The sequence below is a fragment of the Dialister succinatiphilus genome (genome assembly GCF_928721695.1).
Classification (GTDB): domain Bacteria; phylum Bacillota; class Negativicutes; order Veillonellales; family Dialisteraceae; genus Dialister; species Dialister succinatiphilus.
On record NZ_OV788641.1, the window covers coordinates 1,682,026 to 1,701,337 of the forward strand.

Consider the following 19,312-nt stretch of genomic DNA (forward strand, 5'->3'; position numbering starts at 1 on the left):
ATAAATATATTAATATATGGCTTCCTGCCATAGAATGAAAACAGGGACGTAGTATTTCCCTTTGTTCTATGAAAGGAGGCCTTTTAATATGGCCAATTTTGCCAGGATCCGGCTCATCCTGGAGCTCCATGACCGCGGAATGTCTCAAGATGAGATTTCCCGCTCCCGTCACATGTCGAGGAGTACGATTACTACCGTACTGCGAACAGCGCGGAAGAAGGGCATCACTTATGCGGGCATCCGCAAGCTGGATGATGCAGCACTACAAAAGCTCTTCTTCCCTGACCGACCGGAAGGTTCAGACATGTACGAGCTGCCGGATTACGAATCCATCCATAAAGAGCTCAAGAAGCCGGGTGTGACTCTTTCATTGCTCTGGACGGAGTATCGTGACAGGTGTCACCAGAATGGAAACATTGCTGTAGGGCATACCAAGTTCTGTGAGGATTACGGCCGGTACTGCACAACCCATGACCTGACCAATCATCTGGAGCATAAGCCCGGAGCCCAGTGCGAGGTCGATTGGAGCGGGCCGACCATGCAGATCATCGACCGTGATACCGGCGCGACCATTTCCGTGCATCTCTTTGTTTCCTGCCTCACATACAGCAGGTATGCCTACGTGGAGGCCACGCTGGATATGAAGATGGATACATGGCTCCGGTGCCATGTCCACATGTACGAGGCATTTGGCGGCGTTCCTGTGCGGACAGTCTGTGACAATCTCAAAACCGGCGTTGTGAAGCATCCCAAAGAGGGTGAAGTGGTTCTCACCGACGCCTATGAGGCACTTGGGCTTCATTATTCAACTGCTATTATGCCTGCCGGTGTGCGGAAGCCCAAGCAGAAAGCATCCGTGGAGAATACGGTTGGAAATATTGCCACCGCTATCATCGCCCGTCTTCGCAATAAGGTTTACTTTACTCTTGGCGAGCTGCAGAAGGATGTAGTAACTGCTACAGATAAGTACAACCGGCAGCCCTTCCAGAAAAGGCAGGGAAGCCGCTATGAAGTATGGCTGGACGAGAAGAAATATCTCCGGGCTCTTCCACGAGCTCCTTATGAAATCGCCGCGGTTATTCTGGGAAGGAAAGTATATCCCAATTTCCACGTTTCCTTTAAGAAAAACTGGTACTCCGTTCCCTACGTATACCGCGGGCAGTCCGTGGACATCCGTTACACCGACAAACTTGTGGAAATCTACTGCGGAAACCGGCGTATTGCCTCCCACATCAGATTTCCTGACTACATGACCAACCACTATTCCACACGCCCGGGAGATATGCCGGATGAATTCAACCAGCCGGAAATGGACAAAGATCGCATCTGTGCCTGGGCCGGGAAAATCGGACCGTGTACGTCGGAAGTCATCAGGAGGATCTTTGACAGTGTAACCATAAAAGAGCAGGGCTATAATGCTTCATTGGCCGTTCTGCATCTCAGTCAGAAATATCCGAAGGACCGCTTCGAGAATGCCTGCCAGTATGCTTTAGCCCACACAACATCGCCCCGCTACAACTATCTTAAAGCTGTATTGGGGAACAATCAAGACAAAATCCTGGACGGCGTACATTCCGCCCGTTATGAAAATACCGGAAAACACAGTATTTCCGAAAAAGGCGCTTACATCCGCGGCGCAGACTATTATGGAGGAAAGACAAAATGATCAATGAAGAAACACAGCGGAAACTCCGCAACATGAAAATGGAACCTCTGGTAGAAGCCCTGCAGAACCAGCAGAGTGATCTGGAATCTTATGCCCCTTTGGACTTCGATTCGAGGCTGACACTGGCCATCGATGAATGCTATTCAGTAAAATTGGATGATCGCATCCGGAGGCTGACGCATATTGCTAAGTTTCGCTATCCTGATGCCGATGTTCACACCCTTATCCTGCAGGGAAGAGGTTTCAGCCGCGAAGAAATCCTGGGCTATGCCAGCTGCGGTTACATTGAACGCCATAAGAATCTGATCATCAACGGATTTACCGGAGTAGGAAAGACCCACCTCGCCTGTGCTTTAGGGAAAGAGGCCTGCCGCCATCTGTACAGGGTCAAGTATTTCCGCATGCCGGAGCTTATGGAACAGTTCAATTATGGAACCGAAGTCGGACGGAGCGTGGCCAGCATTGTAAAGAAGTTCTCCGGCTACGATCTCCTCATCATCGACGAATGGCTTCTCGAGATGCCGACGGAAGTGGAGCAGCAGTATCTTCTTGAAATCTTGGAAAACAGGTACGATGCCCATTCTACTATTTTCTGTTCCCAGTACAAAAGCTCAGAATGGTATCCGCGCCTCGGTGATGGGGTTCTGGCCGATGCGATTATGGACAGAATCATTCACAATGCCTACCACATCAATTGCGGATCAATGAATATGAGAGAATATTTGAATAGCACCGATGCGAAAAATGACTAAATTATTTTAACATCATAACCTAAAGAATAAGCGGTACACCTTGGCGGATAAGCGGTACACTTTCCGCGGAAAGGCGGTACCGCTTTTTCGGATAGGCGGTACACCTGTTGCGGAATATTCACTCATCCTTCTTCTCTCGGTGTGGACGGAGCTTCTTTCAGGGCTTCTTTCCGTCCCTTCCCGGCTCTTTCTTCACCCGAGAAAAATGGCGATTCAGGCGGCAGCCATCCTTCTGATTTCCCTGCCCGCCTTTCCCTTCATGGCCTACGGGTGCCGGGGCATCTGGAATTCCGCCGACAGCCGGGCTGCGGATATGGCTGAAATGAAGGAACAGTTTGCAGAAAATGAAAAGATGCTGGAAGCCCAGCAGACTGAAGCTGTTCCCATTCCTGAGGAGAAGGGGGCTGAGAGCCGGCCTGCTCTGGATCATGTGGCCTGCATCGGGGATTCTGTCATGCTTGGCTCTGCCATGGCACTGAGAGATGTGCTCCCGGACTGCTACATTGATGCCAAGGTATCTCGTTATGTGGGTGCCGGTCTTGACGTGGCCCGTCAGATGAACCAGATGGGAGTCCTCGGAAATACGGTGGTGGTTTCTCTTGGTACCAATGGTCCTCTGGATGGTCAGTACGAAGAGGAAACCCGGGGCCTTTTGGACTATCTGGGCCCTGACCGCCATATTTTCTGGGTCACCGTCCACTGTCCCGCCACCAGCTGGCAGGACAGCAACAATGCCTATTTGAGACAGATAGCCCGGGCATATCCTAATGTCACACTGGTAGACTGGCAGGGGGAAGTGACAAAGCATCCTGAATGGCTGGGAGGGGACAATATCCATCCCAATAACGAAGGTACCGCAGCCTATGCAGCCCTGATCCATGATGCTATAGTATCAAAGATGTAGGGAACCGCCTTTCTCATTTCGGTGGGGAAAAGGACAGAGTTTCCTGCGAGCCGAAAGCAGCTCCCCTGTGGGGCTGCTTTTTTGTTTCACAGGCGGGAAAGGAGAGGCAAAAAAATTTCTGTCTGGCGTGGGGAAGATGGTATCCTTATAAACAGGAAACTGGTGGCGGAAGTTTTCATAATTCTTTTTGAAACAAATGGGTGAACAGAATGGGCCAGGACTCTCTCTATTTTACCTTGCCATGATCATTCCCATTTGCTAAAATAAAAGCTACGGGTTTTACTTATATTTGACAATGATATCCGTGTATATATAGTTTTCAGGTGGTTTGCAACAGGAGGAAAAATGGCAGATTTAACAGCCCTGATTCTGGCTGCCGGACAGGGGACCCGCATGAAGTCCGCTTTGCCGAAGGTTCTGCACCGTGTGTGCGGTGTACCTATGGTGGAGCAGGTGATCCGGGTGGTACGGCAGGCCGGTTTTGCAAAGTGTGTGGTGATTACAGGATTTAAGGAAGAGCTGGTTCGCAAGGACCTTGCCGGGGAGGATGTGGATTTCGTCCACCAGGCGGAGCAGCTTGGCACGGGCCATGCGGTGATGCAGGGGGCTCCTCTCCTGACGGACCGGGAGGGTTATGTGCTTGTCATCTGCGGCGATACCCCTCTTCTTCGGAGTGAAACGATTGCATCCCTGGCAGAGACCTGCCGGAAGGAAAATGCATCTGCTGCCGTACTGACAGCCATTCTGACTGATCCTTTCGGCTACGGCCGTGTTCTTCGGGATGAGAAAGGCCAGATGACTTCCATTGTGGAGCAGAAGGACGGCACGCCAGAGCAGCTGGCAGTCCATGAAATCAATACTGGCACCTATGTATTCAAGGCAGGCCCTTTGCTGGATGCTTTGAAGAAAATCGATAACAAAAATGCTCAGGGCGAATATTACCTGACCGATGTGTTTGAAATTATGATTCGTGAAGGGCAGAAGGTCATTCCTGTGGCAGCAGAGGATGCTGACGAAACCATGGGTGTCAATTCCAGAGTCCAGCTGGCAGCTGCAGACCGGGTGCTCCGTCTTAGAAAGGCAGAAGAGCTGATGGCCCGGGGAGTCAGCATTATCAATCCGGAAAACACCTACGTGGAACAGGATGTGGAAGTGGGACAGGATACCATTTTGTATCCCGGTACCATTCTCCAGGGAAAGACAGTGATTGGTAAAGACTGCATTATCGGCCCTGATACCCAGCTCACCGATGTGACTGTGGGGGAAGGCACACATCTCAACCGGGTCTATGCCCATGAATGCACTATCGGGAATTTTGATGAAATCGGACCTTTCGTCCATCTCCGCCCGAATACGGTGCTCCATGACCATATTAAAATCGGCAATTTCGTAGAAGTGAAGAATTCCACCGTAGATGACGGCACTAAACTGCCTCACCTCATTTACTGCGGTGATTCGGATTTAGGCAGGAATGTGAATTTCGGCTGCGGTACTGTTACCGTCAATTTCGATGGAAAGACAAAGCACCGCTGCCGGGTGGACGACCATGCCTTTATCGGCTGCAATACGAACCTGGTAGCACCGGTACATATCGGTGAAAGGGCCTTCACTGCCGCTGGTTCCACCATTACTAAAGATGTGCCGGCCAAGGCGCTGTCCGTGGCAAGGGCACGTCAGACTAACATTGAAGATTGGGTGAAGGAAGACACCTATAAGGATTGATTTCCTTTTATAAAATCTTATTTTTCACTGTTATTTTACCGGTAAACTGGTATATAATAAAAGCATAGGATAGTGGATGATGGGATTCTATCCACAGACCATGGAAAAACTTTTTACACTTTCACATTGAAAGGAAAGGGAGAGGCAGCAAAATGGACATGGAAGACACTTCTAAACTGAAGATTTTTACAGGAACCGCACACCCGGCACTGGCAAAGGAAATTTCTGACTACATCGGAGTGCCGCTGGGAAAGGCTATCTGCGGACGTTTCAACAATGGTGAAATTCAGGTCATGATTAATGAAAGTGTCCGCGGCAAGGACTGCTTCATCATTCAGCCTACCGGAGCACCGGTTAATGATAACCTCATGGAAATGCTTATCATGGTAGATGCCCTGAAGAGAGCTTCTGCCCGTCACATTACGGTGGTGGTGCCTTACTATGGCTATGCCCGTCAGGATAGAAAAACAAGGGGCCGTGAACCAATCAGTGCCAAGCTGGTGGCAGACCTCATGTCCACCGCCGGTGTGACCAGAGTGGTGACCATGGACCTCCACGCAGGCCAGATTCAGGGCTTCTTCGACGTACCGGTGGATCACCTCATGTCTGCATCCCTTCTGGCAGACTATGTGAAATCCAAAAACCTGGATAACCTGACTATCGTTTCCCCGGATCTGGGCGGTGTAACCCGTGCCCGTGAACTGGCTGACAGAGTAGGTGCACCGATTGCCATCATTGAAAAGCGCCGTCCGGAACCGGGTGTTGCCAAAGTGATGAACATCATCGGTGATGTGAAAGACAGAAACTGCTTCGTTGTGGATGATATCGTAGATACTGCCGGCTCCCTCTGCGAAGGTGCCAAAGCGCTTGCTGAATATGGTGCCAGAGATGTGTATGCTGCCGTATGCCATCCTGTACTTACCGACCCGGCTACAGAAAGAATCAGAAATTCCAATATTAAGGAACTGATTGTGACTAATTCCCTTCCTATCCCGAAAGAAAAAATCCAGGACAAACTCACCGTTCTTTCCATCGCTCCGCTCCTGGGCGAAGCCATCCTCCGTATTTTCCACGATGCTTCCGTAAGCCAGCTCTTCGATAAATAATGAAAATTATTGCAGGACTTGGAAATCCGGGGAAAGAGTATGAGCATACCCGCCACAACATGGGCTTCGATGTAATCGACGAACTGGCCCGTCGCTGGCATGTGACTCTCTGGAAGGAGGACATGAAGGCGGAAATTGGTCAGACCCTGGTAAACGGGGAAAAGGTGCTCCTGGTAAAGCCCATGACCTATATGAATAACAGCGGCGAAGCGGTAGGGGCCATTGCCCGCTACTACAAGGTGGATTTGGATGATATTTATATTATCTGCGATGATCTGGATCTGCCGCCGGGAAAGACAAGAATCCGTAAAAAAGGAGCTTCCGGCGGACACAACGGGATTAAATCTCTCATCGCCCATCTGGGAAGTGAAAATTTTAACCGTTTCCGCATCGGTGTAGGCCATCCTCAAGACGGTCATACAGTGGTGGAGCATGTGTTAAGTCGTCCCTACGGAGAAGATATCCAGAAAATTGAAGACGCAAAGATTCATACAGCAGACTCCATTGAATCCGCCCTGAAGGACGGAGTGGACCATGCCATGAATGTGTTCAATCCCAAAAGAAAAGGATAATAGACAGAGGCAGTTTCTCCGGAAACTGCCTCTTTTATGGAAGGAGAAAGAATGAAAGGAACCCTCATCGTACTGGAAGGAATTGATGGCAGCGGTAAAGAAACCCAGTCTGCCCTTCTGGAGAAGAAACTGAGGCAGGAAAAAAGGGAAGTCATGCATGTATCCTTTCCTGACTATGACAGCCCCTCGTCATCTCTGGTGAAAATGTATCTGAAAGGAGACTTTGGCAGGGACCCTTCTGATGTCAATCCCTATGCAGCCTCCCTTTTTTATGCGGTAGACCGCTTTGCTTCCTATCGCATGAAATGGAAGAGCTTCTACGAAAAGGGCGGCATCATCATTGCCGATCGCTACACCACCAGCAACATGGTGCATCAGATGACCAAGTATGAAGATGCAGAGAAAAGAGAAGAATTCCTCTCCTGGCTGGAAAAAACGGAATATGAGGAACTGGAGCTGCCAAGGCCTGATCTGGTCATTCTTCTTGATATTCCTCTTTCGGTGTCCGAAGGCCTGGTTAAAAAAAGAGCCCTTCAGGGAGGATCCATGGATATCCACGAGCAGCATCTGGACTATCTGAAGAAATGCTGCGGCGCTTATCAGGAGCTGGTGGACCGGTATGGCTGGAAACGGATTTCCTGTACAAGAGATGGAAAACTCCGAAGCATCGAGGCTATTGGTATAGACGTGGCGCAGGCAGCAGCGGCAGTGATGAAATAGTCCATAGGCGGAAGGCGGGCGGGATTTTAAAAGAAGCAGTCTCTTATGCTTTGACATATAGGGCGGGCTTATGCCTGGAAGATTTACCCTGTCGCGGCTCTGCCCTCTTGCCTTTCCTGTTCAATCTGTTATAATAATAGAGAATTTTGAATCTCTTCAGGGCGGGGTGCAAGTCCCCACCGGTGGTAAAGCCCACGAACCTCATCATAGAGGTAGGTCTGGTGAAATTCCAGAGCCGACGGTATAGTCCGGATGAAAGAAGAGTGGACCTGGCATGATGAATCCACCTCCCTGGAAGAAAGGAAGGTGGATTTTTTTGCGTATCGATGAAGATAGAAAATTTATGGCCCGGGCGCTGGAACTGGCAGTACGGGGAATGGGCCATGCAAGACCAAACCCCATGGTAGGGGCGGTGATTGTCAAAGATGGCCGGATTATCGGCGAAGGCTGGCATGAAAAATTCGGCGGTCCCCATGCGGAGGTGAATGCCTTTGCTCACTGTACGGAAGACCCTTCGGGGGCTACCCTTTATGTGACACTGGAGCCTTGCAGCCATTATGGAAAGACACCGCCCTGTGCAGATCTCATCATTGAAAAGGATATTGACCGGGTAGTCACGGCCATGGTGGACCCGAACCCCCTGGTTTCAGGAAAAGGCATCCGCCGCCTTCGGGATGCAGGCATTTTTGTAACTGTCGGCGTTATGGAGAAGGAAGCGCGGAAGCTGAATGAAGTATTTCTGAAATACGTGACAGAGCATAAGCCTTTTGTCTTGTATAAAGCGGCCATGTCCCTGGATGGGAAAACGGCCTGCCACACCGGCGACTCCAAATGGATTTCCTCAGAGGATTCCCGGGAAGAGGTCCATGTGCTCCGGGGCTGCTATAAAGGAATCATGGTGGGAGCCGGTACGGTGATGGCCGACAATCCCCTTCTGACCGCCCGTACGGAAGGACTGGATGATCCGGTACGGATTATTGTGGATGGAAATCTGTCGGTGCCCCTGAAAGCCAGGGTGTTCCAGGAAGGCGGGGATGTGATTGTCCTTACCACCACCTCTTCTGATGAAAAGAAGCGGGAGGAACTCACGAAACTGGGCGTGGACATTATCATGACCGACGGCGATCAAAAGGGAAAGGTGGATCTGTCTTCTGCCATGACCGGCCTGGCCCTGAAGGGAATTGACGGCATCCTGCTGGAAGGCGGTGCTTCCCTGGCAGCTTCTGCCTTTGAAGCAGGCATTGTGGATAAGGTGCGCATTTATGAAGCGCCTAAAATCATCGGCGGCGTTGGGGCACCGGGCCTCATTGGCGGTATCGGTGCTTCTTCCATGGCTGAGGCGGTGAAGCTCAGAGATATGTCCACTGAAACCTGCGGAGGAGACCTTGTAATCGAAGCCTATGTGGATAAAGGAAAGAAAGAGGCCGCCGATGAGCGGATTGACCGTCTGGAGGAAGAAGTAAAGGAAGGACCGGAAGCGCCAAAAACAGAAGAGTCTTCCGGAAATGAAACATAATATGTTTACAGGAATCGTAGATGAAATCGGCCGCATCCATCATATTTCCAAAGCCGGCAGGGCTGAGAAACTGGTGATTTCCTGCCACAGGGTGTTGGAAGGGACAAAAATCGGCGACAGCATTGCCGTGAACGGGACTTGTCTTACGGTGACTGCCATGGACAGCAGGTCCTTTACTGCTGATGTGACGCCGGAAACTATGCGGCGCACTGCTTTTTCCCTTTTCCGCCCCGATACACCGGTGAATCTGGAAAGAGCTCTTCGCCTTTCGGACCGTCTGGGCGGTCATATCATGATGGGCCATGTGGATGGAACGGGCCGCATCCTTTCTATGGAAAAGGATGATAATGCAGTCAATATTTCGATTTCCATCGACCGGAAATGGATGCGCTATATCATAGAAAAAGGATCCGTTGCGGTGGACGGCATCAGCCTCACTGTGGCAGAAAGGACAGATCAGTCCTTTTCCATTGCCCTTATTCCCCATACGGGCAGTGAGACGGCCCTCCTTTGGAAGCACCCGGGGGACCTGGTGAATATTGAATGTGACTACTTGGGAAAATACGTAGAGCAGCTCTTGAAAGAAGGCCCGAAAGAAGGTCTCACCATGGGTATGCTGGAAACTTTGGGGCATGGAGGACATTATGGATTATAAATTTGACAGTATTGAAGAAATTATTGAAGAAATCAGGAAAGGGCATATCGTCATTATGCAGGATGCCGAATCCAGGGAGAATGAGGGGGATTACATCTGCGCCGCTGAATTTGCTACGCCGGAAAATGTGAACCGCATGGCATCAGAGGCTAAGGGCGTCATCTGTATGCCCATGTCCGAAGAAATGGCAGATGCTCTCTATCTGGGGCCCATGATTCGTCATAATACGGATAACCATCACACCGCTTTCCTGGAATCCATAGACTACAAAGATTCCGGCACCGGCGTATCGGCTGCTGCCCGTTCCATGACAGCCCTGGAAGCGGTGAAGGACGGCGCAAAACCAGGAGATTTCAGAAGGCCTGGCCATCTTTTCCCGCTGAAAGCAAAGAAATGGGGCGTTCTGGAACGTCAGGGCCATACGGAAGCCACCGTAGACCTGGCTCGTCTGGCAGGTCTTAAGCCTGCCGGCCTTTGCTGCGAAATCATGAATCCCGATGGTACTATGGCCAGAAGGGATGATCTTTTCAAGCTGGCCAGGGAAAAGGGCATGAAAATCGGCAATATCCAGGAACTGATTGAATACAGAAAGAAACATGAAAAACTGGTAGAAGAAGTGGCAGCTGCCAAACTTCCTACCAAGTATGGCAATTTTGAAATTCACGGGTTTGTGAATCTTCTGAATAATGAACACCATGTGGCTCTGACCATGGGGGATGTTTCCGATGGCAGACCGGTTCTCTGCCGCATTCATTCCGAGTGCCTGACTGGTGACTGCTTCGGATCTCTCCGCTGCGACTGCGGCCAGCAGCTCTCTGCTGCCATGAAGCAGATTGCCAAAGAAGGAAGAGGCGTTCTGGTTTATCTCCGTCAGGAGGGACGCGGCATTGGTCTCATTAATAAGATCAGAGCCTATGCACTCCAGGATCAGGGGTATGATACGGTGGAAGCCAATTTGAAACTTGGCTTTGCGGCCGATCTTCGAGAATATATGACGGGGGCCCAGATTTTAAAGAGCCTGGGAGTTTCTAAAATCCGTCTCCTTACCAATAATCCCCAGAAAATGGATGAAGTAAAGGACTATGGTATTACCATTACCGAAAGAGTGCCCATTGAAATCGCTCCTACCAGGGAAGATGAATTCTATCTTAAAACCAAGCAGGAAAAAATGGGTCATATGTTGAAGCTGGACAAAGATATTGAAGAACCAAAGGCATAAGAAACGAATTGATTTATATCGTTTCATCCGTGTTTTCATAGCTGAATCAAGAGATAAAGGAGTAGAAAATGAATATTATTTCCGGACTTTTTAATGAGAATCAGATTCGTGTAGGCATTGTGGCTTCCCGTTTCAATGAAGTCATCGTTTCCAAACTCATTGACGGTGCAGTGGACGGCCTTTCCCGTCATGGGGTGGATATGGACAAGGTGGACCTGGCCTGGGTGCCCGGTGCCTTTGAGATTCCTCTGGCTGCCAAAAAAATGGCCGAAAGCGGACGGTATGATGCAGTCATCTGTCTGGGCGCCGTAATTCGCGGGGAAACGGACCACTATGAACATGTGGCCACCGAAGTAACCAAGGGCGTGGCCATGGCTTCCCTTTCCAGCGGTGTGCCTGTGCTCTACGGTGTGCTTACCACCGACACCATTGAACAGGCAATCAACCGGGCCGGTCTGAAGTCCGGCAACAAGGGCTTTGAATGTGCCATGGATGCTCTGGAAATGGCAAGCCTCTTCAAGAAGCTGGATCAATAAGATTTTTAAGAAAAGCCATCGGCTCGGTCGATGGCTTTTTGAAATGAAATTTCTTCTCCGGGAAATATGATATAATAATATGATAACGGTTATAAACTCATGCATTCATTACAGGAGGAAAGTCGTGGAAGAAAAGCGGCTCACAGATGAAAAATACTACTATACCATTACCTATGGCTGTCAGATGAACGAAAATGATACAGAACGTATCAATGGACAGCTGGAGGATCTGGGATACAAGCCGGCGGAAAATATGGAGGATGCAGATATTGTGATTATGAATACCTGCTCCGTCCGGCAGAACGCGGAAGAAAAGGTGTATGGTAAAATCGGGGAAATTAAGAAACTGAAAGACAAAAATCCCCGTATGCTTCTTGGCATTGCAGGCTGCATGGCCCAGGAAAATAAGGGAAAACTGATTGAACGGATGCCTATTATCGATTTCGTCATCGGACCTTACCACATTCATGACCTGAAGGATATTATTTCCAGAGAAAATGCCCGGGGCGGTCATATCGTAAAGACAGAGCGTAATCCCCATAGCGTGAGGGATTACAGCGAACTCCGCTCCGTGCGGAAATCCAGGATTTTTGCATGGATTCCCATTATGCAGGGCTGCAACAAGTTCTGCACCTACTGCATCGTCCCCTACGTGCGTGGACGGGAGATCAGCCGTACCATCGATGATATCTGCCGGGAAATCAAAGGACTGGCAGAAGAGGGATACAAGGAAATTACCCTTTTGGGGCAGAACGTGAATTCCTATGGTCTTGATTTCCGGAACGGCACTAACTTCGGTGACCTGATTCGGGCTATTGACAAAATCGACGGCATCGAAAGAGTGCGCTACATGACTTCCCACCCCAGGGATATGACCTTTGATATGATTGATGCCATGGCTGCTTCTTCCAAGGTGGTGCGTCACATGCACCTTCCGGTGCAGCATGGCTCCAATGAAATGCTGAAACAGATGAACCGGGGCTATACGATCGAACATTTCAAAGAGCTGGTGAATTATGTGCGGCAGAAAATGCCTGATGTGGCTCTTACCACGGATCTCATTACCGGCTTCCCCGGTGAAACGGAAGAAATGCATCAGGAAACCATAAAGCTTCTGAAGGAAGTGCGCTTTGACTCTGCCTACACCTTCATCTATTCCCCAAGAACCGGCACACCGGCGGCGCGGATGGAAAACCAGATTGATGATGAAACCAAGCATCGCCGACTCCAGGAGCTCATGGATACCCAGAATGAAATTTCTCTGGAACTGAACAGGGAAATGGAAGGGAAAAACTATGAGATTATTATCGAGGGCCCTTCCAAACAGGATGTAAACCACTGGTTCGGCAGAACTTCCACCAATAAAATGATTCTCTTCCCCTATGAAGAGGGAATCAAGGTAGGAGATACCAGAATGGCCAAAGTGGACACTGCCCAGACCTGGGTGCTGAAGGGGGAGCTTCTCTGACCTTAACGGACAAAGGCCTCTGTCAAGCTTAGAAACCCTTACACCTAAGGATGCCAGATATTTTAATATATAATCCTTCCATACAAAGAAACCAAAAGAACGGGGTGATGACATGGCAAAAACGCCTTTAATGGAACAATACAGAAAGGTGAAGGACCAGTATAGGGACTGCCTTCTTTTTTACCGCCTGGGCGATTTCTATGAACTTTTTTATGACGATGCAGTGACTGCATCCCATGAGCTGGAGCTCACGCTGACCGGGAAGAACGCAGGCGCCGAAGGACGGGTGCCTATGTGCGGCGTTCCTTTTCATGCGGCGGAAATCTACATTTACCGGCTGATCCAGAAGGGGTACAAGGTGGCTATCTGTGAGCAGCTGGAAGACCCGAAGAAGGCCAAAGGCCTGGTCAAACGGGATGTAATCCGGGTCATTACTCCAGGAACCATTCTTTTTGAAAATTCCATTGCCGACAAATCCAACAATTATCTGATTTACATTATGGAAACGGATAAGGAACTGGACGCAGTGCTTTCCGACGTGTCTACCGGTGAATGCTGGTGGGGTGTATGGGATAAGAAGAAGGAGAGGGACGATTTCTTCGACATGCTTTCGGTATACTCTCCGGCTGAGGCAGTATGCAGTGTGTCCGATGATTTCTATAGTAAACTGACAGGCTTTGCATCTGCCAGACTGGGGGCCTGCCTTATGTCCCGGGCCGAAGGGGAAGAGGAAGGAAATCTTCCTGAAGCTTGCGCTTCCATTGACAATGAGAATGTGAAGACAGTGTTCCGCCGCCTTTCTGCCTATATCCGGGATGTGATGAAATCGGAGGTTTCCGTATTTCATTCAGTCCTTCCCATTCGGGAGGATCACACCCTGACCCTTTCTGAGGAATGCCTTCGGAATCTGGAAATTACCAGAAATATGAGGGATGGCGGCAGGAAGGGAACTCTTCTTGAACTTCTGGATTATACCCACACCGCCATGGGAGCCAGGCTTCTGAAACGGTGGCTGGAACGGCCTTTGACCGATGTGAATCGCATTATCCTGCGGCAGGACGGCATAGAGGAGCTTACGAACCACATGACGGAACTCACAAATCTGGAGGACATGCTTTCCCAGGTCTTTGATTTCGAGCGTATTCTTTCCCGTATCGAAGCCAATTCTACCTCTCCCAAAGATTTACTGGCTCTGAAGGCAAGCCTTCGCATGATTCCGGAAATCAAAAAACTTCTATCCGGGGCAGGCTCCGTGATTCTGAAGAAGATCAATGCCCAGATCGGAATTCATGGTCCGGTATTTGATCTGCTTGACCGTTCTATGAATGAAAATGGCACTGGCAATGTGAGGGACGGAAAGTACATTAAGGAAGGCTTTTCTGCAGAACTGGATGAAGTGAGGTCTCTTTCTGAAAACAGTCAGCAGTATATTGCGGATCTGGAGGAAAGAGAGAAGACAAAAACCGGCATCAAACTGAAAATCGGTTTTAATAATGTATTCGGCTACTATTTTGAAATTTCCAATGCCAATAAGATTCCTATTCCGCCCTACTACATGAGAAAGCAGACTCTGGTCAATGCAGAGCGTTACATTACACCGGAATTAAAGGAATTTGAGGCCAAAGCGCTGACGGCTAAGGAAAAGACAGAAGAACTGGAGCTTAAAATCTATCAGGCTGTGAAAGCAGAAATCCGGCCGGAAATTCCGGATATGCAGAAAACGGCGAGGGCGCTGGCAGCCTTGGACTGCATTGCTAGTCTTGCCAGAGCGGCGCTGAAGGACCGCTATACCAGGCCCCGGATTACAAACAGCCGGGAGGGCCGGATTTCCATCCAAGATGGCCGCCATCCCATGGTAGAACACGCCTTGAAAAGGGAGATGTTCGTGCCTAACGATACGGAGCTCAACCATCATGATCAGGAAATCCTTGTCATTACTGGACCCAACATGGCAGGCAAATCTACCTATATGCGTCAGGTGGCGGTGCTGACTATTATGGCCCAGACAGGGTCCTTCATTCCTGCGAAAAGTGCGTCCTTCTCGCCAGTGGATCGCATTTTCACCAGGGTAGGAGCCACCGATGATATTTCTACAGGTCAGAGTACCTTCATGGTAGAAATGCAGGAGGTATCCCATATCCTTCGTCATGCTACCAGAAACAGCCTCATTCTTCTGGACGAAATCGGCCGGGGCACCAGCACCTATGACGGTATGAGCATTGCCCGGGCCGTAGTGGAGTACATTGACAGGAAAATTCATGGCTTTACCCTTTTTGCCACCCATTATCACGAGCTGTCGGTTATGGCTGATGAAAGCAGTCATATTAAAAACTATACTGTATCTGTCAAGGAAAGGGGAAAGGAAATCACCTTCCTCCGCCGCATCATTCCCGGCTGTGCGGACAGAAGCTACGGCATCCATGTGGCTCGTCTGGCGGGACTGCCGGAATCCCTTCTGAAGCGGGCTGATGAAATTCTTCAGGGACTGGAGGAAGAGGGAAACAACCCGGCTCCTGTGAAATCGGCGCCTGGAAAGCAGGCATCCCCGGGACTTGATCTTTTTACATCTCCCATTATTGATGAACTGGCCCATATGGACGTTATGAGCAAGACGCCCATAGAGGCTATGGAAATTCTCTTCCGCTTAAGTAAGGAAGCCAAGGAGGGCAGATAATGGCAGTTATTCATATTCTGGATGAAGTCACCGCCAACCAGATAGCCGCCGGTGAGGTGGTAGAGCGTCCGGTGAATGCAGTGAAGGAACTGGTGGAAAATGCAGTGGACGCCAGTGCCTCTTCCATTGAGGTGGAAATCGCAGACGGCGGCATGACTTATATCCGTGTCACCGACGACGGCTGCGGCATGACGGAAGAGGATGCCAAGCTTTCTGTTATCCGCCATGCTACCAGCAAGATTTCTTCTGTAGATAATATTTATCACATTGCTTCCCTGGGCTTTCGCGGCGAAGCACTGCCCAGCATTGCTTCCGTTTCCAGAGCCACTATTACCACCAGGCGGAGCGAGGATAATGAGGGAACAGTATTGGAAATGACCGGCGGCGAAATCACTGAAGTCAGGCCTGCCGGCGCTCCTGCCGGCACCACCGTAGAAGTGAGGGATCTCTTCTACAATGTGCCGGCCCGAAAAAAATTTTTGAAATCGGAACGAACCGAATCTTCCCGCATCAACAGCATGGTGGGAAAACTGGCCCTGGCCAATCCGGATATTGCCTTTCGGCTTATCAATAACGGAAGGACCGTCATTGAAACGCCGGGCAACGGAAGACTGATGGATGTGGTTTCCGCTTTATACGGCACAAAGACGGCCGGCGAAATGCTTCCGGTGGAAGAAGAAGGGGAACATATTGCTCTGGAAGGTCTGATTTCCAAGCCTTCTCTTCTGAAGAGCAGCCGCCAATACCAGACCATCATCATTAACCGTAGGGTGGTGGATAGTGCAGTGGTGTCCAAGGCTGTGGACAATGCTTATCATTCCCTGCTGCCGAAGAACGGATATCCGCTTATGGTTCTTTCGTTCCAGGTGCCGCCGGAAAGCATTGATGTGAACGTTCATCCCCAGAAAAGGGAAATTAAATTCTCTGATGAGCAGTCTGTATTCCGCCTGGTGTACCATGGCGTACTGGGCACTCTGACGTCCCAGTCCACCGCCGATACCATTGCCAGAGAAATGATTCATGACCCCGGTCATGAAGTGGTGAAAGAACATGATTTCAACCCCGGTTCTATCAGAGTGGAAGACAAACCTCTCGGCAAACCGGACATCGGGCTTTCCGAGGAAACCAGACCGAAAAGCTCCTGGGGAGAACCGTCTCCTTCTTATGAAGAAAGCCGGGGGCAAGGGGCTGATCATTTCGGAGAAAGAAGAGCTCCTTCCTTTGCGCCGGATACAGAAGAGAAGGACCTTTTCACAAACCGCTCTGTTTTTGACGAATATCGAAAAGAAGAGCCGAAGCGGGAACATCTGGAGACGGATCCCCTTTTTGAAGAAGAAAAGCAGGAAGATCCGGTTATCCCTTTAGGACAGGTATCGGACTGTTTCATTCTCTGTCAGCATGGGAAAGATCTTCTCATCATTGATCAGCATGCTGCCCATGAAAGGGTGCGTTACGACCATCTGGCGGAAAGGGCGGAAGGTATACCGGTGCAGGAAATCCTCATACCCTATCTCATTCATGTGGACAGCGGAGACGTCAATCTTCTGGAGGACCATCGGGCGGATATAGAGAAACTTGGGATTACCTTTGAACAGGCAGGACCTGACGTGATTCGCATTACCGGTTCCCCCGAAGATCTTTCTGCTGCTGAAATGGAACGGGTTATGGGGGATATTGTAAAGGCATACCATGAAAAGGATGTGCCTTCGCCGGAAACTATGCGTCACCGCATGATGGCCTATGCCGCCTGCCGGGGCGCTATCAAGAGGGGGGACCCTTTGAATATCCGGCAGATGAAAGAACTGATTCGCGATCTCTTTCATACATCCCGCCCCTTCGTATGTCCCCATGGACGGCCTACCATTGTAAAATTCACGCCTGTTGAATTGGGAAGGCTTTTCAAACGGCCATGAACACAGGAGTGACTACTATTAGAAACTACAGCCGTCCAGTGCGGGATGAGGCAAAGGAAAGAGCCAGGGCCCTAGCCCTGCCTTATATTCCCCGGGAGGGGACCCTTGAAGAGATGGCAGCGATGAACCACATGGAGGGCTTTCTCATCTATGGGAAAAAACAGCCTTCCTTCTGGACAGGTGGGGAAGAATACCGTTTCCATCTGGGCACGGCCGTACTTCGCACAGCTCAGATGGAAAGAGGAAACAGCGACCGCCTCTGTCGTCTCCTTCCTCCAGAAAGACCGCTCTCCGTACTGGATGCCACCTTTGGCCAGGGTGGTGATTCCACTGTCATGAGCTGGTTTCTGGGGAAGGAAGGAAATGTGACCAGCCTGGAAAAAAGCACCGTCCTCTATGAAATCGGCCGGGTCGGGCTTTCGTCCTTTGATGGCGGAAATGAAAGAATAACGAAGGCCCTTCGGCGTATCCATCTGCTTCATGAGGATTTTCGCACCTTCCTTCAAAGGGCTGCTCCTAAAAGCTTTGATGTGATTTATTTCGATACCATGTTCCGCGCTCCGGTGAAAAGGGATGTCAACCGGATGGAAGGTTTCCGGCGGGCTGCTTCCTATGATCTTCTGGATGAGGAAATCCTGACTTTGGCTTTGCATATTGCCAGAAAAAGAATTATAGTAAAAGAAAGGCCCTTTTCTCCTTTATTTCAGAACAGCCTCTTTTCTTCTATCCATTCTCATCAGGGACAATCCACGGCGTACGGGGTGATTGATATATGAAAAAAGAAAGACTTATCACCATCCTGGGCCCCACGGCCTCAGGGAAAACGGACCTGGCAGTGCATTTGGCAGAGGCTTTGGGTTCTTCTATTATTTCCGGTGATGCCTTCCAGATTTATAAGCATATGGACATCGGCACCGCCAAAGTGACAAAGGAAGAAGCCCGGGGTATCCGTCATTTCCTGGTGGACGAGCTGGAGCCGTCAGAGCCTTACTCAGCCGCTGATTTCCAGGAGAAGGCCAGGAAAATCATTCATGAGGAAAATGAAGCAGGACGGATTCCCATCCTCTGCGGCGGCACCGGCCTCTATATTCAGGGGCTCCTTGAGGGGTATACCTTTCTTCCTCGAGGGGAGGGACGGAAAAAATTTGAAAGGATACTGGAGGAGAAAGGAAAGGAAGCTCTGGAAAATCTGCTTCGTGAAAAGGGGGAGAAAGATATTCCTCCCGACGCGCAGCGCATGATACGGAAGCTGGAGCTTCTGGAGGCAGGAGAGGGAGAAAAGGAGCCTTTGAAATCCGATTCTCTCCTGTATGACGGTCCGGTTATAGGAATTGCTATGGACAGAGCCGTTTTATATGATAGAATAAATAAGCGAGTCCACCGCATGATAGAAGCAGGACTCCCGGAGGAAGTGAAGAAGCTCCTTGCCTCCGGACTTTCTGAAAAAGACCAGTCGCTGAAAGGAATCGGCTATAAAGAAATGATTCCTGTGGTGAAGGGAGAGCTTTCTCTTGAGGAAGGGGAAGCGCTGATTCAGAAAAATACCCGGCACTTTGCCAAAAGACAGCTGACCTGGTATAGACGAATGCCATATATTCACTGGGTGGAACGCGGCCCATCAGAGGAAGACATATGGTACAGGGAAATCAAGGCCTATGTCATTTCATATTTCGGAGGAGAAACAAGATGGAAGGAAAAATGAATCTGCAGGACACATTTCTGAATGAAGCCAGAAAGGAAAATGTTCCGGTCAGTATATTCCTGATGAACGGCGTACAGCTGAAGGGGAAGGTCAAATCCTTCGACAGCTTCACTGTGCTTCTGGTGAGCGAAAACCGTTCCCAGCTCATTTATAAACATGCTATATCTACTATACAAAGGATCTGAGA

The 19,312-nt window shown here is 49.9% G+C and carries 17 protein-coding genes and 1 riboswitch; all 17 genes read left to right on the forward strand.

Features of this window, described 5'->3' with window-relative positions:
* Nucleotides 1-88: 88 nt before the first annotated feature.
* Nucleotides 89-1,666: an IS21 family transposase gene (gene istA / locus NW747_RS07020; protein WP_273185725.1), complete on the forward strand. Its 1,578-nt coding sequence runs from the start codon at nucleotides 89-91 to the stop codon at nucleotides 1,664-1,666.
* The gene (locus NW747_RS07025; protein ID WP_273185728.1) at nucleotides 1,663-2,418 is read left to right on the forward strand and encodes an ATP-binding protein; all 756 of its coding nucleotides are present in this window, start codon (nucleotides 1,663-1,665) and stop codon (nucleotides 2,416-2,418) included. Before istA ends, NW747_RS07025 begins: the two co-directional genes overlap by 4 nt.
* Before the next feature lie 205 nt (nucleotides 2,419-2,623).
* Nucleotides 2,624-3,322 carry an SGNH/GDSL hydrolase family protein gene (locus tag NW747_RS07030; RefSeq protein WP_273186327.1) on the forward strand — a complete coding sequence of 233 codons (699 nt, stop codon included), beginning with the start codon at nucleotides 2,624-2,626 and terminating at the stop codon, nucleotides 3,320-3,322.
* Nucleotides 3,323-3,667: 345 nt separating this feature from the next.
* Nucleotides 3,668-5,044 (forward strand): bifunctional UDP-N-acetylglucosamine diphosphorylase/glucosamine-1-phosphate N-acetyltransferase GlmU, encoded by a 1,377-nt coding sequence (glmU, locus tag NW747_RS07035; RefSeq protein WP_273186330.1) that lies wholly within the window; start codon nucleotides 3,668-3,670, stop codon nucleotides 5,042-5,044.
* A gap of 152 nt (nucleotides 5,045-5,196) precedes the next feature.
* Nucleotides 5,197-6,150 carry a ribose-phosphate diphosphokinase gene (locus NW747_RS07040; RefSeq protein WP_008859367.1) on the forward strand — a complete coding sequence of 318 codons (954 nt, stop codon included), beginning with the start codon at nucleotides 5,197-5,199 and terminating at the stop codon, nucleotides 6,148-6,150.
* Nucleotides 6,150-6,722 carry an aminoacyl-tRNA hydrolase gene (gene pth, locus NW747_RS07045; RefSeq protein ID WP_273186333.1) on the forward strand — a complete coding sequence of 191 codons (573 nt, stop codon included), beginning with the start codon at nucleotides 6,150-6,152 and terminating at the stop codon, nucleotides 6,720-6,722. Before NW747_RS07040 ends, pth begins: the two co-directional genes overlap by 1 nt.
* Nucleotides 6,723-6,773: 51 nt before the next feature.
* On the forward strand, nucleotides 6,774-7,442 hold the full coding sequence (locus tag NW747_RS07050) for a dTMP kinase (RefSeq protein ID WP_273094718.1): 669 nt from the start codon (nucleotides 6,774-6,776) through the stop codon (nucleotides 7,440-7,442).
* 148 nt (nucleotides 7,443-7,590) lie between these two features.
* Nucleotides 7,591-7,710, forward strand: a riboswitch (FMN riboswitch).
* Between the two features lie 48 nt (nucleotides 7,711-7,758).
* A complete protein-coding gene (gene ribD, locus NW747_RS07055) occupies nucleotides 7,759-8,958 on the forward strand; it encodes a bifunctional diaminohydroxyphosphoribosylaminopyrimidine deaminase/5-amino-6-(5-phosphoribosylamino)uracil reductase RibD (protein WP_273186337.1) in 1,200 nt (399 codons plus the stop codon).
* Nucleotides 8,948-9,613, forward strand: a complete 666-nt coding sequence (locus NW747_RS07060) for a riboflavin synthase (protein WP_273186339.1) — start codon at nucleotides 8,948-8,950, stop codon at nucleotides 9,611-9,613. Before ribD ends, NW747_RS07060 begins: the two co-directional genes overlap by 11 nt.
* Nucleotides 9,603-10,832, forward strand: a complete 1,230-nt coding sequence (locus tag NW747_RS07065) for a bifunctional 3,4-dihydroxy-2-butanone-4-phosphate synthase/GTP cyclohydrolase II (protein ID WP_273186341.1) — start codon at nucleotides 9,603-9,605, stop codon at nucleotides 10,830-10,832. Before NW747_RS07060 ends, NW747_RS07065 begins: the two co-directional genes overlap by 11 nt.
* A 68-nt stretch (nucleotides 10,833-10,900) precedes the next feature.
* The gene (ribH, locus tag NW747_RS07070) at nucleotides 10,901-11,368 is read left to right on the forward strand and encodes a 6,7-dimethyl-8-ribityllumazine synthase (protein ID WP_008859361.1); all 468 of its coding nucleotides are present in this window, start codon (nucleotides 10,901-10,903) and stop codon (nucleotides 11,366-11,368) included.
* A gap of 124 nt (nucleotides 11,369-11,492) precedes the next feature.
* Nucleotides 11,493-12,836 (forward strand): tRNA (N6-isopentenyl adenosine(37)-C2)-methylthiotransferase MiaB, encoded by a 1,344-nt coding sequence (miaB, locus tag NW747_RS07075; protein WP_273186343.1) that lies wholly within the window; start codon nucleotides 11,493-11,495, stop codon nucleotides 12,834-12,836.
* Between the two features lie 112 nt (nucleotides 12,837-12,948).
* Nucleotides 12,949-15,510, forward strand: a complete 2,562-nt coding sequence (gene mutS, locus NW747_RS07080; RefSeq protein WP_273186346.1) for a DNA mismatch repair protein MutS — start codon at nucleotides 12,949-12,951, stop codon at nucleotides 15,508-15,510.
* Nucleotides 15,510-17,423 carry a DNA mismatch repair endonuclease MutL gene (gene mutL / locus NW747_RS07085; protein ID WP_273186348.1) on the forward strand — a complete coding sequence of 638 codons (1,914 nt, stop codon included), beginning with the start codon at nucleotides 15,510-15,512 and terminating at the stop codon, nucleotides 17,421-17,423. The genes mutS and mutL overlap by 1 nt, the downstream gene beginning before the upstream one ends.
* Complete coding sequence (locus NW747_RS07090) at nucleotides 17,420-18,199, forward strand: class I SAM-dependent methyltransferase (protein ID WP_273186352.1); 780 nt, start codon at nucleotides 17,420-17,422, stop codon at nucleotides 18,197-18,199. The genes mutL and NW747_RS07090 overlap by 4 nt, the downstream gene beginning before the upstream one ends.
* The gene (gene miaA / locus NW747_RS07095) at nucleotides 18,196-19,125 is read left to right on the forward strand and encodes a tRNA (adenosine(37)-N6)-dimethylallyltransferase MiaA (RefSeq protein WP_273186354.1); all 930 of its coding nucleotides are present in this window, start codon (nucleotides 18,196-18,198) and stop codon (nucleotides 19,123-19,125) included. The genes NW747_RS07090 and miaA overlap by 4 nt, the downstream gene beginning before the upstream one ends.
* On the forward strand, nucleotides 19,110-19,310 hold the full coding sequence (gene hfq, locus NW747_RS07100; protein ID WP_008859355.1) for an RNA chaperone Hfq: 201 nt from the start codon (nucleotides 19,110-19,112) through the stop codon (nucleotides 19,308-19,310). Before miaA ends, hfq begins: the two co-directional genes overlap by 16 nt.
* The last annotated feature ends 2 nt before the right edge of the window (nucleotides 19,311-19,312 follow it).

Coding starts and splice junctions, on each gene's coding strand:
- istA (WP_273185725.1), top strand. CDS start 89: ATGGCCAATTTTGCCAGGATCCGGCTCATCCTGGAGCTCCATGACCGC.
- NW747_RS07025 (WP_273185728.1), top strand. CDS start 1,663: ATGATCAATGAAGAAACACAGCGGAAACTCCGCAACATGAAAATGGAA.
- NW747_RS07030 (WP_273186327.1), top strand. CDS start 2,624: ATGGCGATTCAGGCGGCAGCCATCCTTCTGATTTCCCTGCCCGCCTTT.
- glmU (WP_273186330.1), top strand. CDS start 3,668: ATGGCAGATTTAACAGCCCTGATTCTGGCTGCCGGACAGGGGACCCGC.
- NW747_RS07040 (WP_008859367.1), top strand. CDS start 5,197: ATGGACATGGAAGACACTTCTAAACTGAAGATTTTTACAGGAACCGCA.
- pth (WP_273186333.1), top strand. CDS start 6,150: ATGAAAATTATTGCAGGACTTGGAAATCCGGGGAAAGAGTATGAGCAT.
- NW747_RS07050 (WP_273094718.1), top strand. CDS start 6,774: ATGAAAGGAACCCTCATCGTACTGGAAGGAATTGATGGCAGCGGTAAA.
- NW747_RS07060 (WP_273186339.1), top strand. CDS start 8,948: ATGAAACATAATATGTTTACAGGAATCGTAGATGAAATCGGCCGCATC.
- NW747_RS07065 (WP_273186341.1), top strand. CDS start 9,603: ATGGATTATAAATTTGACAGTATTGAAGAAATTATTGAAGAAATCAGG.
- ribH (WP_008859361.1), top strand. CDS start 10,901: ATGAATATTATTTCCGGACTTTTTAATGAGAATCAGATTCGTGTAGGC.
- mutS (WP_273186346.1), top strand. CDS start 12,949: ATGGCAAAAACGCCTTTAATGGAACAATACAGAAAGGTGAAGGACCAG.
- mutL (WP_273186348.1), top strand. CDS start 15,510: ATGGCAGTTATTCATATTCTGGATGAAGTCACCGCCAACCAGATAGCC.
- NW747_RS07090 (WP_273186352.1), top strand. CDS start 17,420: ATGAACACAGGAGTGACTACTATTAGAAACTACAGCCGTCCAGTGCGG.
- miaA (WP_273186354.1), top strand. CDS start 18,196: ATGAAAAAAGAAAGACTTATCACCATCCTGGGCCCCACGGCCTCAGGG.
- hfq (WP_008859355.1), top strand. CDS start 19,110: ATGGAAGGAAAAATGAATCTGCAGGACACATTTCTGAATGAAGCCAGA.